The organism is Hominimerdicola alba (genome assembly GCF_900112155.1).
In the GTDB taxonomy this organism is placed as follows: Bacteria; Bacillota; Clostridia; order Oscillospirales; family Ruminococcaceae; genus Hominimerdicola; species Hominimerdicola alba_D.
Window position 1 is genome coordinate 72914 of the sequence record NZ_FOKQ01000004.1, and the last position, 14995, is coordinate 87908.

Here is a 14995-nt window from a genome sequence, read left to right on the forward strand (position 1 = left end):
ATTTTTTTTGGATATATTGACGATTTCTTAATACATCATGAGCAAAAATCATGGTTCAAGAATGACTTTATTTCCGTTTCCGTCAACCACCACTATGTTTTTCAGGCTGCCTCTGCCGAAACTGCCTGTGGTGCGGCAGCTGACTTTTACGGTTCTTTCGCCGTAGGGCGTAAGTATGATATCCGTGGAATCGATGAGGTTGCCCTTTGCGTTTTCGGAGCCGTTATAATAAATGTATAAGTCAGGCCAGAGGAAATCGGAGCCGGAGTTGTATATGTTCAGCTCAACGGTCAGCTTGTTGCCGTCTATCTCGGCGGAATCCACCGTAACCTCAAGTTCGTCCATATATCCCACATCGTACCAGCCACTTACCACGCCGTCCCCAAGCATGGGGTCGGTGGAAGAGAGGTAGTAGGAATTTACGTAGCCGTAGGTATTATTATATAAGGTATAGTACCAAGCTGAGCTGCCTGTATACCATATCTGTATTGGAGTGCAGTCGGGTATGGAAGCCAGAAGTTTTGAACTGGAGGATTTTTCCTCACGGAGTGCCAGGGTACCGCCGTCGGTATCCACGTACATGGTGCCCTTGGAGGTATAGTTCAGGGCTGTACCCTCGGTGGCACCGCAGACCGAGCAGGTCTTGGGTTTGGTGAGGGTGGCTTCTTTCCAGCTATGCCCCTTTGCCTTGCCCTTGGTCTCGCCGCAGTTTTCGCAGGTCTCGGGTTCGGTGCAGGTAGCGGCTTTCCACTTATGACCGATAGCCTTGCCCTCGGTCTTTTTGCATCTCTCGCAAGTCTTGGGAGAGATGCAGGTGGCTTCTTTCCAATTATGACCAAGCGCATCCTGACCTATGAGCCCGCAGACTTCGCAGTACTGGGGCATTTCGCAGTCAGCGTCTTTCCATGTATGACCCAGTGCTTCGCCCTCAGTCTTGCCGCATACGGAGCAGGTCTTGGGGTGAGTGCAGTCAGGCTGCATCCAGGTATGTTCAAGCTTGTCGCCCTCTTCCAGTCCGCAGACTTTACAGCGTCTGGGGTGGGTGCAGGTAGCTTCTTCAAAATCGTGATCTGCCAGTTCACCTCGGGTCTTTCCGCAGCGGGTGCAGGTCTCGGGTTTGGTGCAGGTGGCTGCCTGCCAGTGGTGCAGACATATGGTCTTGGTGAAGAATAGACCGCCTACGCCAAGTAAAAAGCAGATGGTCAGACCTATGATGAGTGCCGCCCTTTTGGTAGCCTTTGACAGATGCGCAGGCTCTTTCTCCTTTGGCGGGAGCTTTGCGGGGAGCTGTTTTTTTCGGCGCTCGGGTCTTGCGGGGGCGGGGCGGACTATCAGCTCCTCCTCTTCCTCATCGGTATCTCCCGGGCGGACAAAAATGCTGTCGGTCAGTTCAAGGTCGTCCCGCGTGTCGGGTTCTTCCTCTTTAACAGGGGTAGTTTCGGGGGACTTGGTATCTTCAGTATTATCCGTATCTTCGGTGGTATAATAGCAGCCTTCCAGTGCTGCAAGAAATCTCTCGGCATCGGGGATACGGTCTGCGGGATCGAAAGCACAGCAGTCCATAACCAGCTTTTTCAGCTTTTCACTGCCGTTTTTCGGCTTGCCGAAGTTCTTGCCGCTCAGTCTTGAAAATATAGCCGCGTCGATGGCGTTGCGGTTATCACCCTCATTCACCAGAGGCAGACGGTCTTCATTAAGCAGATAATACAGGGTTATACCGAGAGAATAGATATCCGCGGAAGCGCCGTAATGCTGCTCGTTGGGGGTGCGGGCATTCCAGACCTCGGGTGCCATGAATGGCTGAGTTCCCACAAAGGTGGCGAAACTTCCTGCCCTTGTCTGTTTGGCTATGCCGAAATCGCCCAGGTAGAATTCGCCTTTATCGTCAACGTAGATATTATCGGGTTTTATATCGCGGTGGAGCATATTTATCTCCTGCATGGAGCGGAGAGCTTCACCTATCTGTGAAGCCAGCTTTGCCACCTGACGGGGGGACATCACTCCCCTGCTGTTTATGTACTCGGTGAGGGTGGTGTAGTATTCCATCTGAATGAGCACATCAAAGCCGATAACATCACCGTCATCGCCGATGATATCGCGGTAGGTATGGTTTATGCAGTGCACCAGATGGGGCTTGTCGCCAAGACGGTACATATTCTTTATCTCTTCTGCCACCTGCTGTTTGCGTTCTGCCATTTCCTGCTCACGGCTTTCGCGGGTAGTGGAGACGCTTCTGTCGAGGATAATGGGCAGTACCTTGACTGCGCAGTATCTCACCTGTCCGTAGAGTTCCTGACGGAATTTATATACCTTGCCCGAACCACCGCTGCCAAGGTAGGAATCCTTATACCAGTTCTCCCACAGCGGTTCGTAGGCTGAAAGTCTCTCGCCTATATCTTTCATATGCTCACCCCCTTACCTTATATTTGATATTTATCATAGATCATCTTTTTCACCCACATTATATCATAAACTCACATTATTTTCAAGGCTAATAATCAACCTTTCATTTTACTTTCACCCGATTTGCACATATCGCAACTTATACTTGCGTCGGTGCGCTTTTCGGGGGACAAATCTTTCAATTCGGTAACGGCAGTGAGGGAAAATGTAATTGTTTTTCGAGGGCAGAGCGGGCTTTAAAACCGATACGAAGTTGTTAATTTCTTGACATTAAGCAAAAGATGTGATATTATTTTATATATATATCCAGACAGGGTATATTTGTTGTGTAAAAATTTAAGATACAAGGAGGAAAAAATGAACAAGGTAGTTAAGCAGACCGCGGCAATACTGCTGGCGTGCACAATGATGGGCGGTGTGATACCCGCAAACGTGACAGGGGGCATTTTCAGCACCTCGATAACTGCAAGTGCGCTTATGGGTAAGGGCACAATGTATAATCCGTATATTGCGGACACTTATGATGAGCTTATGGAGCTGATCGCACCAAAGGATTATAAAAAGCATAATTACAGCCAGGACACAGATATATATGTGAAACTTGGTGCGGATATTTACGATAATACACCCAATGATTCACGTGATTTTAATATTTTCAGCGATACAGATGCGCATATCAATATTCATCTTGACCTGGCGGGCAAAAAGCTAAGCAGGTATGCATATACCATAGATAGCTGTCTGTTCTATCTTGATACCAACAGCAGTCTTACTATTGATGACAGCATTGGCGGTGGTTCTATAGTCTTTGATACCAAAACGGAAGGCGCCGATGCTGAACACCTTAACGCTAAGAATATCTTTATAGTCAAAAAAAATGCTGAGCTTACTATAAAAGACGGCACGTTTGAAATGTCCACAAGATATAATAATTTCACAAACAATTGTATCAAAAATAACGGCGGTACTGTTACCATAAACGGCGGAACATTCAAATCATATCGAGACTTGATAACTACCTCTACGGGAAAGACGATAATAAATAACGGAACATTCCATTATACCGGCTGGCAGGAGGAAAAGTCCAAAGATCCACTTTACAGAGGTCTGGATGCCACATACATCAAGAACTGCAGGCTTATAGCTGACGAAACAATAGTATATTTGGATGCTTATGATGAAGAAGGAAGTTCCAAAAATGTTAAGGATATCATTCCCGAAAAGGCTGTTGTAAAGATAAACGGCGAGGTTGTTGCCCATAATGATCTGGGTTATAATGATCCGAATCTGGAAGTTAATGCGTTTTCAAGAAGCAGGCTATGCGGAAAAGAGATCACCATAGAGACACCCGCGATAAAAGAGGTTAATATAAGCCTTACCGAACCTAAGGCAGGCGAGAACATAAAGAATGCTGCTGTTGTTGAGAGCGATAATGTCAAGATCTACAGAATGGGATATGACAAGCGCGAGGACGGCATCGTTTACGAAAATAGATTCTACGATGCTGTTAACTGGTACTGCGAGGGTGATCTGCTGACCTCTGCCGCAACATTTGAGGCGGGCAAGGAGTACGATGTTCTGTTCTTTGTGGAAAATAAAGAAGACGGCGAGACACTGGCAGATGATACAAAGATCTATGTTAACGGCAAGGAAGCGAAAAAGGAGGTATCCATCTATCCTGACAGGATACTTTACGGCATTACATTTGAATGCAAGGGCAGTGAGCTTCTGCTTGGCGATGTAAACGGAGACGGTGTGATAAACGTTACCGATATCTCAAAGGCTGCGGCACACGTCAAAGGCAAGAAACTGCTGACAGGCGATGCGCTGAAACGCGCTGATGTAAACAGCGACGGCGTTGTCAATGTTACCGATGTTACAAAGATAGCGGCTCATGTAAAGGGCAAGAAGCTGCTTACGTCGAAGAAGTAATTTCTGCCGGAATTTACAAAATCAAGGGAGCGTATGCGATGGCATAAGCTCCCTTTTTAATATAGCTATATCAAGAATTTAATATAATAAACAGATAGTCGGGAAAATTTCTGAAATTTTAGTAAATATTCCTCAATTTATTCTTGCAATTTTGTCGGTAATGTGCTATAATATCCGTAACAGGGACAGGACTTCCCTTACTTGCTGACGCTAAGCAAGATATACATGGTCACACAAAAAAAGCGCTGTCGTTTTCGACAGCGCTTTTGCTTTATCTTATTTAACTATCGCAAGCAGTACGCCCGCAGCAACTGCGGAACCGATAACACCTGCAACGTTAGGACCCATAGCGTGCATCAGCAGATAGTTGGTAGGAACTTCTTCCTGACCTACCTTCTGAGAGATACGTGCTGCCATAGGAACGGCGGAAACGCCTGCAGAACCGATCAGAGGATTGATCTTGCCCTTTGTGAGGATGTACATCAGCTTACCGAGCAGAAGTCCGCAAGCAGTACCCAGTGAGAATGCTACTACACCCAGCAGCATTACCTTGCCGAAGTCAAGGGAGATTACCTTATCAGCCTGAGTTGTTGCACCAACGGTAACGCCCAGGAAGATGGTGATAATGTTCATCAGTTCGTTCTGTGCGGTCTTTACAAGACGGTCGCAGCAGCCGCTTTCTTTCAGCAGGTTACCGAACATCAGCATACCTACCAGAGGAGCAGCGGAGGGGATCATCAGAGCGATGATAAGTGTAACCAGTACGGGGAAGATCAGCTTCTCAAGTCTGGAAACAGGTCTCAGCTGACCCATAACTACCGAACGCTCTTTCTTGGTAGTCAGCGCTCTCATTATAGGAGGCTGAATAATAGGAACCAGCGCCATATAGGTGTAAGCTGCAAGTGCTATGGTACCAACGGAGCAAGCACTGTTCTTGGTGAGCAGCTTAGAAGAAACGAAGATAGATGTAGGGCCGTCAGCACCGCCGATGATAGCGATGGATGCGCAGTCAGCAGCACTCATGTTGAGTACGGCAGCACCTACGAAGGTGAAGAAGATACCGCCCTGTGCAGCAGCACCGAGGAGGAAGCTTCTGGGGGAAGCAATCAGCGGACCGAAGTCGGTCATAGCGCCGATGCCCAGGAATATCAGCGGAGGATAGAGCTGGAGCTTAACGCCCATATATAGTATATCCAATAGTCCGCCATGTTCGAGTATCCGGTTATAGTCGATATAGTGGTCGTTCACTTCGCCGTAACGGTCGGTGACTTTCAGGTATTCCCAGTACTCGGGGTGATACATATCTGCGTTAGGCAGGTTTGTCAGCAGCATACCGAAGGATATCGGCAGAAGCAGCAGGGGCTCGAAACCGCGTCCCACAGCGAGATACATGAACAGGAATGATATAAGTATCATTATGATGTTCTTCCAGCCGCCGTCAGCGAAGAATCCTGCAAAGCCCGATTCCTGTGCCAGCTGAGCCAGAGTGTCCAAAAACGATTGAATTATAGCCATTTTATCAGATCACGTTCCTTTCCAAAGCTAAAACGGGCGGGTATTATCCATTATGCCCGCAGCAGACCATGCCGATCTTCTCGGCTTTGCAGCCTTAACGCCCTTGAGCACGGGCTTTTTGCCGCTGCCCGCATACATTGCGGAAAGGGCACCCATTATGGCTGCGACTACCTCTTCCTCGATACCGTCCTCAACTGCGGGTGCAGGTGCGGTTACGGCTGCGGGAGCAGGTGCTGCCTTTGCTTCGGCTTCTGCTGCCTTTGCTTTAGCTGCTGCCTCGGTCTCAGCCTTGATCTTTGCCTTAGCTTCCGCGCTCTTGTTGATGCCCTCGAATATCTTGCCGTAGAGGGACACGAGAACTATCAGGATTATCAGACCGATGAAAACCACGGAAATACCCGTGATAACTACCGAAACGATAGTTTCCGCACCGAGGTCTGTCTTGTCGGGCGGGATATTGCTGGAAAGCAACTGAGCAAACATGAATCGTAAATCACTCATATAAGAACTCCTCCAAGAATTTATTCAACATACGTATCAATTATACACCACCTGACAGAAAAATACAAGACCTTTTTGGCAAATTTTTATTTTTTTTAATAATTTTTTCTTACCGCGGTAAAACGTCGGTTTTGAGAGGTAAAAATACTTTGATATAAGCGGTTTTGGGGCGTATCTGCGCTTTCGGGTCAGGGATGATCGTTATTGACGCGGGATCATCTTTGCGGGAATTCCAGGAACAGCAGAAAAGCTCCCGAAAAGCGCGGGGTATCGGGGACACTTCACGCAAAACGATCAGCCCCGAAGCGTTCACGAAAAGGCTTCGGGGCATTGTGTTTATTTGATTTGTTCATTTATTGTTCTTGGTTTTTCTTTTTAAGGTTTACAGAGCTTACGATACCTGCGGCAACGGCACTGAATATCAGGGATACGCATACAGCAAAGCCGAAATTCTTACCAGCGAAATCCTTATGCCTTATAAGGACATCATTGATGTACTCGATGCCCGGCAGCAGGATGATAAGGGCGATGGTCATAGTGATGAATATGGGGATAAACAGTTTGAACCAGTTGGTCTCGGTTTGAAGTTTTTCGTAGTAACTGCGCATTCTGATCGTTCCTTTCTCTGTGATGATAGCTGCCAGCAGGATTCAGCTGTTGCTTCTTTTTCTGTTTGCATAACTTCTGACACCTGCGATGATAGCACTGAATATCAGGGATACGCATATCGCGTAAAACGGGTTACTTCCGCTGTATTCTTTATTCTTGATGACAACTACAATGATATACTTGATGATGGGGAAAAGTACTACAAGATAGAGCGTCCACAATAAAAAGTAGGGTACAAACAGTTTGAACCAGTTGGTCTCGGTTTGAAGTTTTTCGTAATAATCACGCATGGTATTCATCCCTTTCGCTGCGATAGTGATACCTGTTTTATCCAGATTATACCACAATATGCGGCGGCTGTCAACGGATATGCCACAGAGTACGTATCTGTGCCGGCGTATGCGGTGGCATACGTTGGCAGGTTTATCCGCGGCTGTTTTGCTGAAATGAAAAAGGCACTCGCTGGAGTGCCTTTTATTTACATACCTATATATGGAAAAAGCGGAGATCGGTGCCTTTCAGGGTCTTAGGATCAAATTTGAACTTGATTGTCATTTTTGGAGTCTCGCCCAATAAATTCTCTTCGCCCGGCAGCTTAAAGCTTATGCAGTCATCACTTTCGACGTACTCGTTGACATCAGCAAAAGAATGCTCGGATTTTTTAAGACCCTGCGAATCAGCAAAAGCTTTTATATCATCATAATCCATTGGTTTGATATCCATAGGGAAGAAGATCACATCCTCAAGATAAGCAAAATAATCTCCACCTATACCATCAGTGAGACAATACTGCTTGCCGTCAAAAAACTTCATCATAATTGTGGAAACAACAGCATCAGGAATTTTTACTCTTTCGTCATTGGAATCTTTAGGCTTAAGAATATGCACTTCTATTTTTATCCTTGGGTCTTCAAGCGAAGAAGTATAGAAAGCTTCTACACCGTCCGCCATGTATTCGTCAAGATGAATTTCAGACATATCAAACTTATCTTGATATTTCTCTACGAACTCCCCTACTGTCATATAACCGCCGGTTCTGAATACGGTATCGCCTATCTGGATATAGCCAGAATTGAGAGCCGCATTTTTGATCTCCTCGGTGGCTTCATACTTTATCTCTTCAACAACAGGCTCTGCTTCGGATTCTACTGCTGCGGCTGCTGACTCTGCCGATTCCTGCTTTTCCTTTTCAAGTTCCTCGGCGGTGTCCTTTTCAAGCTTATCAAGAGCCGCATCAAGATCTTCTTCATTAATATCGTCTGCGGAAGCACTCTTTGATGTTTCATTTACTGCCTTATCGGTATCGCTTTCACTGCAGGCTGTCATTGCGGCTGCGCAAAAGCAGAGCGCGAAGACTAACGCTGTTATTTTTGTTAATTTTCTCATATATTCTAATTTCCTTCTATTAAATTAAATCATTTAATTATAACCTCACAGCATGTTAATTATATGTATATCTTGTGATAGTATTGTGAAACGGAATTTCTTGCCACCGTATGCGGTGGCATATATCGGTATATTTTAGGATATCGTGGAAGCAGTTTGGTTTACGGTGGAAATTGTTTGCGCGGCGGGTTTACATTTTTGGGGTTATATGGTATAATATTTATATGTAAAATTCGGCACAGGCTGATGTTTTGATAATTAGGAGTGAAATGATGTTAGACAGATTTCTTATAAGGCTGGAGGATATGCTGCCTAATCTGCTGGCGGCGGGTATAATCCTTGTGGGCGGATACATCGCCCAGGTGATAACCCTGCGTATCATGGGCAAGGGACTGAAGCTCAAACACGTTGATGCTACGGTACACAAGTTCCTGATGTCCATGGTCAAGGTCATAATAACGGTCATCGTTGTGGTGAGTGCGCTTTCGGCTTTGAAAGTTCCTATGTCCTCGATACTGGCGGCTATCGGCACGGCGGGAATCGCCATAGGTCTTGCTTTGCAGGACAGCCTTTCAAACGTGGCAGGCGGATTCATAATACTCTTCGCGAAGCCTTTCCGCTGCGGAGATTACATCAAGATAGGCGACGATGAGGGCACGGTGGACATGATATCGATACTGTACACCAAGCTGAACACCATCGAAAACAAGGCGGTTTTTATCCCCAACAGCATAGCTTCAAAGAGCTCGGTTACGAACTGCACAGCTGAGAAGAACCGCTGTCTGGAGCTGAAATTCCCCATATCCTACTCTGAGGATCACAAGAAGGTAATGGAGATAGTACGTGGTGTGCTTCAGGCTGATGACAGGGTGCTTTCGGTACCTGCGAAGCCCCTTGTGGTGATAGGTGAGCATGGAACTCACGCGATAATAATACTGACACGTTCGTGGGTGAAGACCGAGAATTACTGGCAGGTGCGCTGGGATATTTTACAGAAGATAAAGGAAGCTTTTGATGCGAATGGGATCATCATTCCTTTTGAGCAGCTGGATATTCATATGAGGGACAAGTAAGGATATTCTTTTGTAGTGATAATAGGCAGGGGCATCATCGGGGTGGCTGATGGTGTCCTTTTTATATTGTATGGTTTTGTTAGGGTTTATCGTAGATTTTTGGGGTTGTTGGGATAGTCTGGTGTTAGTTGTGTACGATAGATCGTGAGTTTTCGCCGTTGATTTCGGGCGCGGCAATATTTTTACGCAGAAAGAAAGAGCGTGGACATTAGTTTGTCCACGCTCTTGATTTTGTTATTTCCGCGCCTTTTTGACAGGATGGGTAGATTGCTGTGCTCTTATTATTTGCTATGCATTTTGGTTTTGCGCCTTGGTGATTGAGGGACTCCGCCCCTCAAACTCCTCGCAAGCTTTTCGTGAAAAGCTTGACCAAAAGCTTGTTTCGCGGCATAGTTTGTTTGGTGCGCAGGTTTGCTGCCGCGGAATCAGTTAGCTTTTGCTACATCACAGATCAATTACAACCTTGCCGCCATTTGCCTTGGGATCAACTTCCACGCACTTATCTGTATTTGCAACGCTGATCTTGAAGTTTGTATCGGTATTGGTATACTCGCACTCGATCTTATTGCCGTTTCTTGTGGCTTTCAGCTCGAATACCTTATTAGCTTCGGTATCGTAAACAGGGCATACAGCGGATCTTCCATCTTCAAGCTCGTAGATAGTGAAGTTTGTGCCATCCAGATAATTGTACTCAAAGTCTCTCTTGAAGCTGCCGTAGGGTATGATGCTGTTGGGTCTTGCAAGGGCAGGTATCTCAAAATAGCTGCACTTATGGGTGTACCATCTGCCGCCCTCGAAGACCTTGCCCGTGATGATATCAGTCCATCTGCCCTCGGGCACGTAGTACTGTGCTATGCCATCCTCGTTGAGTATTGGCGCAACAAGGATATTATCGCCCAGCATATACTGTCTGTCAAGTGTGAGACAAGCGGGGTCATCGGCAAAATCTATTACCATAGCTCTCATCATGGTGACACCGACTTCGTGGGTCTTTATTGCCTGTGACCATATGTAAGGCATCAGTTCGCCTTTTTTCTTGGTGAAGAAGCGCAGAACGTCGCAGCTTTCCTCATCGAACAGCCACGGCACGCGGTAGGACTGGTTGCCGTGAAGTCTTGAATGGGTGGAGAACAGACCGAAAGCTGCCCATCTCTTATAGATATCTGGGGTCGCGGTAGCTTCAAAGCCTGCCATATCGTGTGAGGTATAGCCGAATCCCGAGATACAAAGGCTCAGACAGCCTCTAACGACCTCAGCCATTGAGTTGTAATTGCCCGAGCAGTCACCGCCCCAATGTACGGGGAATTTCTGACCGCCTGCTGTTGCAGACCTTGCGAACAGGCAAGCTTTGTTCTCGCCGTAGTACTCTTTCAGCACGTTGAAAACGCACTCGTTATAGAGGTAGGTGTAGAAATTATGCATCTTTATGGGGTCTGCACCATTGAAGTATACCACATCTCTGGTGGGTATCCTCTCGCCGAAGTCGGTCTTGAAGGTATCAACGCCCATTTCGCAGAGTTTGCGCAGATATCCTGCGTACCACTTGCAGGCATCGGGGTTGGTGAAGTCAACTATTGCCATACCGGGCTGCCATTCATCACACTGGAACACCGAACCATCGGTATTCTTTATGAAATAGCCGTGCTCCATTCCCTCGTCGAACAGGCGCGAACGCTGACCAACATAGGGGTTTATCCATACGCAGGTCTTCAGACCCTTGGTCTCGTGAAGTCTTTTCAGCAGACCCTCAGGGTCAGGGAACTGTTCGGTATCCCACTCAAAATTGCACCATTCCAGACCTTTCATCCAGAAGCAGTCGAAGTGGAAGACTTGGAGAGGGATATCCCTTTCAGCCATGCCGTCGATAAAGCCTGTGATGGTGGCTTCGTCGTAGCTGGTGGTGAATGATGAAGTCAGCCACAGACCGAATGTGAATGCGGGAGGAAGGGCGGGCTTGCCTGTAAGGTCGGTGTAGCCTTTCATAACTTCTGTCAGATTTTCACCGCCGAAGACGAAATACTCCATATTCTCGCCGGGCAGTGTGAAGCTTACCTTTGATACGGTATCGGAGCATACCTCAAAGCTGACCTTATCGGTGGAATTCACGAATATACCGTATCCGCGGGAGGAAACGTAGAAAGGAACGCTCTTGTAGCTCTGATCTGAGCAGGTTCCGCCATCGGCATTCCATATCTCAACATTCTGACCATTTTTTGTGAAAGTGGTGAACTTCTCACCGAAGCCGTAGAAATACTCGCCTACTGTGGTATCAAGCTGTTCTCTGATATAAGTTCTGCGGGGGTCTGCGGGGAAGCTCCAGAAAGTATCATCAGCCTGAACAGCCATTCTAGCCTGCTGCTTGAATGCGCTCTCCTTTATAACGCCCGTACTTCTCCAGCCGCCGCCGGTGAGTTTTTTATCCTTGTAAAAATATGAAACGTTCCAGTTATCGCGGGATACTACTACCTTAGTATCTCCCGAGACCAGCACAGCTTCGTGCTCATTTATCGTAACAACGGGCTTATAGCTGCCCTTGTTCAGTACAAAATGGGGACCGTTGTCCTTGTATCCTTTGTGGTGAGTGATGTTCACTCTGATAACATTTTCAAATTCGGATGTATATGTGATCTCAAGATTTGCACTGCCCAGCAGCTTGTATCTCTCTCTGCCGAAAAAAGGTGTTGCCACTACCATGAAGCCGTTCTCGACTTCAACAACATCATATGCCTGCACCGCATAGTTAACTTCGTAGCCCCTCTGATTGAGCCAGAAACCGTCAGCAAATTTCATTGGCTGTTACCTCCTTGTATCATGTATCATATAAAAAAATGAAATCATGGGTACAAACCCACGCTCAAGCTTTTCACATCTATTTTAATACATTCTGAGATACAATGCAATAACAATTTACTGCATTGTGTAACATTATTAACCCATTATTGCGGTTTTTGCACTGAATTTTCGGTGAATTGATTTTAAGTTCGTATCATTTACGAAATGCGCAAAAAATAACGCCCATGTAAAATCATGGGCGCAATAATTATTCTATGCTAAGAAATTCATCGGGGATATAGCTCAGGCAGTCCTCAATGCACTGTCTGTTGAAGCCTTCGATATAGTTTCTCTCGAACATTTCGTCGGTATAGTCTTTGTAGGGATACTCGGCACAGTTGTACCAGTCGCCGTCGTAGCTTTCGGCTTCAAAGTGGGATATTATGGGTATCGCCTTGACGTTTTCAAAGCTGATATTCCCTGTTTCGGGGTCTTTCACCACATTCAGCTTGCCTATGATGCCCACAGGAGCGCGTAGGTCGTACATGGTTGAGATGAAATTTCCCAGACCGTAATAGCAGAAAGCCTGTCCGCCGTCGGGCTTATCGATGTAATTGCAGGTGCTTATGGTGTGCGCCTGGGTACCGATTATGAGGTCTGCACCCCATTCAACCAGCTTGGGCGCCATAGTTTCCTGAACCACGTTCAGCTCGTTCTCGATCTCGTTACCGAAATGGCAGCTTACTACAACCACATCAGCAAGTTCGTTTGCCGCTCTCACCTGACGCTCAACGATCTCCTCATCGGAGAGGTATACCACTCTGCCGGGCTCGCCCTCTTCAATATAATAACCGTTGGTATGCTCCATATATCCCAGGAATGCAAAGGTTATGCCGTTAACTTCCTTGGTGCGGATATTTTCGCTGTCAGCTTCATCACGGTATGCACCATAGTGGACAACATCCTTGGTATCCCAGTAATCAAGACTGCTTATCAGCCCGTTGCCGCCCATATCCAGCACATGGTTATTGCTCATGGATATGACATTGAAGCCGATATCCACCATATGGTCGCCGTTTTCAGTAGGTGTGGCGAAAAGCGGGTAGCTCTGGGGACCGTAATCATCGGTCACGAGAGTTTCCTGATTCAGTATTGCAAGATCGGTACCCTCGAGGTAACGCTCGACATTCTGGTAAGCGTAGGTGAAATCGTAATGGTCATCATTACCCTTGTGCCACGCCTCATTATAGATATTATCATGCACCAGATTATCGCCTGCGCAGAGCAGTGACACCACGTTAGAGGGCTGACCCTCTGGGATAGGCAGCTTTTCCGCCTGCTCCTCATCGGTGGTTATCTCGTCCTCGGCCTTTTTCTTTAAATTCAAGCCTTGGTCTTTTATACCGGAAGGGGGTTCCTTGCCGTTATCAAGACCCTCTGTATCTCTTACACCCAGACTTGCGCAGCCTGCGGAAGCCGTCATCATCACGGCGCACAGCAGCGCAACGAGCTTGTTTGCTTTCAAACGCATCATAATCCTCCGTTTCGGAATTGATTCACAAAGGATATTATAACATATTTTCCTGCGATTGTAAAGCCCTGCGTCAATTCATAATTCATAATTCATAATTATAGTGCGTGGCGGAAACGTTGCAGGGTTTAGGATAGAATGCCAAGGAAGAGAGCTTTTGGTCAAGCTTTTCGCGAAAAGCTTGCGGAGAGCTCGAGAGGCAGAGCCTCTCGGTCAAGGCATCCAAGCGACGCGGCAATAGTGCTTTAAATAGCACAGCAAACTCCCGCTCCAAAACAAGGCGCGGCAATATCAAAAAATCGAGCGTGGACAAATCAAACAGTCCACGCTCTTTCTATGTCCGTAAATTATTGCCGCGCCGTCATCGGACAGCGAAGCGTTTCCGATGACTCGCCCCGAGGAACGAGGGGCGACCTGATACCGCAGTACGTAGGAAAAAAGCTCTGTACTAATGAGCAGAACTATTTTTTGAGATTCTGCCTGAGTTCATCTTTCAAACCGCGCATGATAATATCTCTTGCTCGGAGTGCCCCTTCTTTGGACATAGGCGGGGTGTCACCCAGGGGATAGTCCATGCCCAGATCCTCGTACTTGTGCCTGCCCAGAGTATGATATGGCAGGACATCAAGGGCTTTAAGGGTCTTTATGCGCGCGAGGAAGTGTCCCAGCTTATAAAGGCTTTCTTCATCGTCGGTAATGTCGGGGACTACAACGTGCCTTATCCACACGGGTATGCCATTAACGCTGAGATACTCCGCAAAAGCGAGTATGCCCTTATTATCGTGACCTGTGAGCTTTTTATGCTTCTCGGGGTCGATGTGCTTTATATCCAGCATGACAAGATCGGTGGACTTGATAAGTCGGTCAAACGCCGCGGTATCCTTTGGCTTAAAAGTAATGCCGCTGGTATCAAGGCAGGTGTTTATGCCTTTGGACTTCGCTTTTTCAAAAAGCTCCGTCAGAAAACCGATCTGTAGACAGGGCTCGCCCCCTGTGCAGGTTATTCCGCCGTTATGCATGAATTCCTTTACCGCATCATACTCGGTGAGGATATCCTCAGCTGTGACTTCCCTGCCGCCATCGGGTCGCCATGTATCGGGATTGTGACAGTAAAGGCACCTCATGGGGCAGCCCTGAAAGAACACCACGAACCTTGTTCCGGGGCCGTCAACAGCGCTGAAACTTTCTACCGAATGGATACGTCCCGTCATTAAAACATCTCCTTAATCTGTAAATGACATCAGAAGTTCCCCAAACAGCGATCTCAATGTCA

11 protein-coding genes are annotated in these 14995 nt (G+C 47.0%); 2 read left to right on the top strand and 9 right to left on the bottom strand.

The window, feature by feature from the left end; genetic code table 11:
* Positions 1-48 precede the first annotated feature (48 nt).
* The gene (locus tag BM265_RS03535; RefSeq protein WP_074960093.1) at positions 49-2403 is read right to left on the bottom strand and encodes a serine/threonine-protein kinase; all 2355 of its coding nucleotides are present in this window, start codon (positions 2401-2403) and stop codon (positions 49-51) included.
* A gap of 357 nt (positions 2404-2760) precedes the next feature.
* On the opposite strand from BM265_RS03535, the gene BM265_RS19940 reads away from it, so the two are divergent.
* Positions 2761-4335, top strand: a complete 1575-nt coding sequence (locus tag BM265_RS19940; RefSeq protein WP_177219532.1) for a dockerin type I repeat-containing protein — start codon at positions 2761-2763, stop codon at positions 4333-4335.
* A 276-nt stretch (positions 4336-4611) separates the two neighbouring features.
* Here the strand turns inward: BM265_RS19940 and BM265_RS03545 are convergent, their stop codons facing one another.
* The 5 genes from BM265_RS03545 to BM265_RS03565 form a co-directional block, all read right to left on the bottom strand.
* Positions 4612-5850: a sodium ion-translocating decarboxylase subunit beta gene (locus tag BM265_RS03545; RefSeq protein ID WP_074960095.1), complete on the bottom strand. Its 1239-nt coding sequence runs from the start codon at positions 5848-5850 to the stop codon at positions 4612-4614.
* Between the two features lie 27 nt (positions 5851-5877).
* Positions 5878-6351: an OadG family protein gene (locus BM265_RS03550; RefSeq protein WP_081358345.1), complete on the bottom strand. Its 474-nt coding sequence runs from the start codon at positions 6349-6351 to the stop codon at positions 5878-5880.
* Between the two features lie 353 nt (positions 6352-6704).
* Entirely contained in the window at positions 6705-6959 is a 255-nt protein-coding gene (locus BM265_RS03555) for a hypothetical protein (protein ID WP_074960097.1), read from the bottom strand.
* A 42-nt stretch (positions 6960-7001) separates the two neighbouring features.
* On the bottom strand, positions 7002-7307 hold the full coding sequence (locus tag BM265_RS03560; RefSeq protein ID WP_207646948.1) for a hypothetical protein: 306 nt from the start codon (positions 7305-7307) through the stop codon (positions 7002-7004).
* A gap of 139 nt (positions 7308-7446) precedes the next feature.
* Positions 7447-8346: a hypothetical protein gene (locus BM265_RS03565; protein WP_074960099.1), complete on the bottom strand. Its 900-nt coding sequence runs from the start codon at positions 8344-8346 to the stop codon at positions 7447-7449.
* A 272-nt stretch (positions 8347-8618) separates the two neighbouring features.
* Here BM265_RS03565 and BM265_RS03570 point away from each other — a divergent pair, with 272 nt between their 5' ends.
* On the top strand, positions 8619-9419 hold the full coding sequence (locus tag BM265_RS03570; protein ID WP_074960101.1) for a mechanosensitive ion channel family protein: 801 nt from the start codon (positions 8619-8621) through the stop codon (positions 9417-9419).
* Positions 9420-9863: 444 nt separating this feature from the next.
* On the opposite strand, the gene yicI is transcribed toward BM265_RS03570, so the two are convergent.
* The 3 genes from yicI to pflA all read right to left on the bottom strand — a co-directional run bounded on the left by yicI (position 9864) and on the right by pflA (position 14933).
* Positions 9864-12209: an alpha-xylosidase gene (yicI, locus tag BM265_RS03575; protein WP_074960102.1), complete on the bottom strand. Its 2346-nt coding sequence runs from the start codon at positions 12207-12209 to the stop codon at positions 9864-9866.
* Between the two features lie 250 nt (positions 12210-12459).
* Positions 12460-13725 carry a CapA family protein gene (locus tag BM265_RS03580; RefSeq protein WP_242940763.1) on the bottom strand — a complete coding sequence of 422 codons (1266 nt, stop codon included), beginning with the start codon at positions 13723-13725 and terminating at the stop codon, positions 12460-12462.
* A gap of 458 nt (positions 13726-14183) precedes the next feature.
* Complete coding sequence (gene pflA / locus BM265_RS03585) at positions 14184-14933, bottom strand: pyruvate formate-lyase-activating protein (protein ID WP_074960106.1); 750 nt, start codon at positions 14931-14933, stop codon at positions 14184-14186.
* Positions 14934-14995 lie beyond the last annotated feature (62 nt).

What these genes read in the sequence shown, in the direction of transcription:
- BM265_RS03555 (WP_074960097.1), bottom strand. Translation starts at nt 6,959, where the DNA reads ATGCGCAGTTACTACGAAAAACTTCAAACCGAGACCAACTGGTTCAAA.
- BM265_RS03565 (WP_074960099.1), bottom strand. Translation starts at nt 8,346, where the DNA reads ATGAGAAAATTAACAAAAATAACAGCGTTAGTCTTCGCGCTCTGCTTT.
- BM265_RS19940 (WP_177219532.1), top strand. Translation starts at nt 2,761, where the DNA reads ATGAACAAGGTAGTTAAGCAGACCGCGGCAATACTGCTGGCGTGCACA.
- BM265_RS03580 (WP_242940763.1), bottom strand. Translation starts at nt 13,725, where the DNA reads ATGATGCGTTTGAAAGCAAACAAGCTCGTTGCGCTGCTGTGCGCCGTG.
- BM265_RS03545 (WP_074960095.1), bottom strand. Translation starts at nt 5,850, where the DNA reads ATGGCTATAATTCAATCGTTTTTGGACACTCTGGCTCAGCTGGCACAG.
- pflA (WP_074960106.1), bottom strand. Translation starts at nt 14,933, where the DNA reads ATGACGGGACGTATCCATTCGGTAGAAAGTTTCAGCGCTGTTGACGGC.
- BM265_RS03535 (WP_074960093.1), bottom strand. Translation starts at nt 2,403, where the DNA reads ATGAAAGATATAGGCGAGAGACTTTCAGCCTACGAACCGCTGTGGGAG.
- yicI (WP_074960102.1), bottom strand. Translation starts at nt 12,209, where the DNA reads ATGAAATTTGCTGACGGTTTCTGGCTCAATCAGAGGGGCTACGAAGTT.
- BM265_RS03550 (WP_081358345.1), bottom strand. Translation starts at nt 6,351, where the DNA reads ATGAGTGATTTACGATTCATGTTTGCTCAGTTGCTTTCCAGCAATATC.
- BM265_RS03570 (WP_074960101.1), top strand. Translation starts at nt 8,619, where the DNA reads ATGTTAGACAGATTTCTTATAAGGCTGGAGGATATGCTGCCTAATCTG.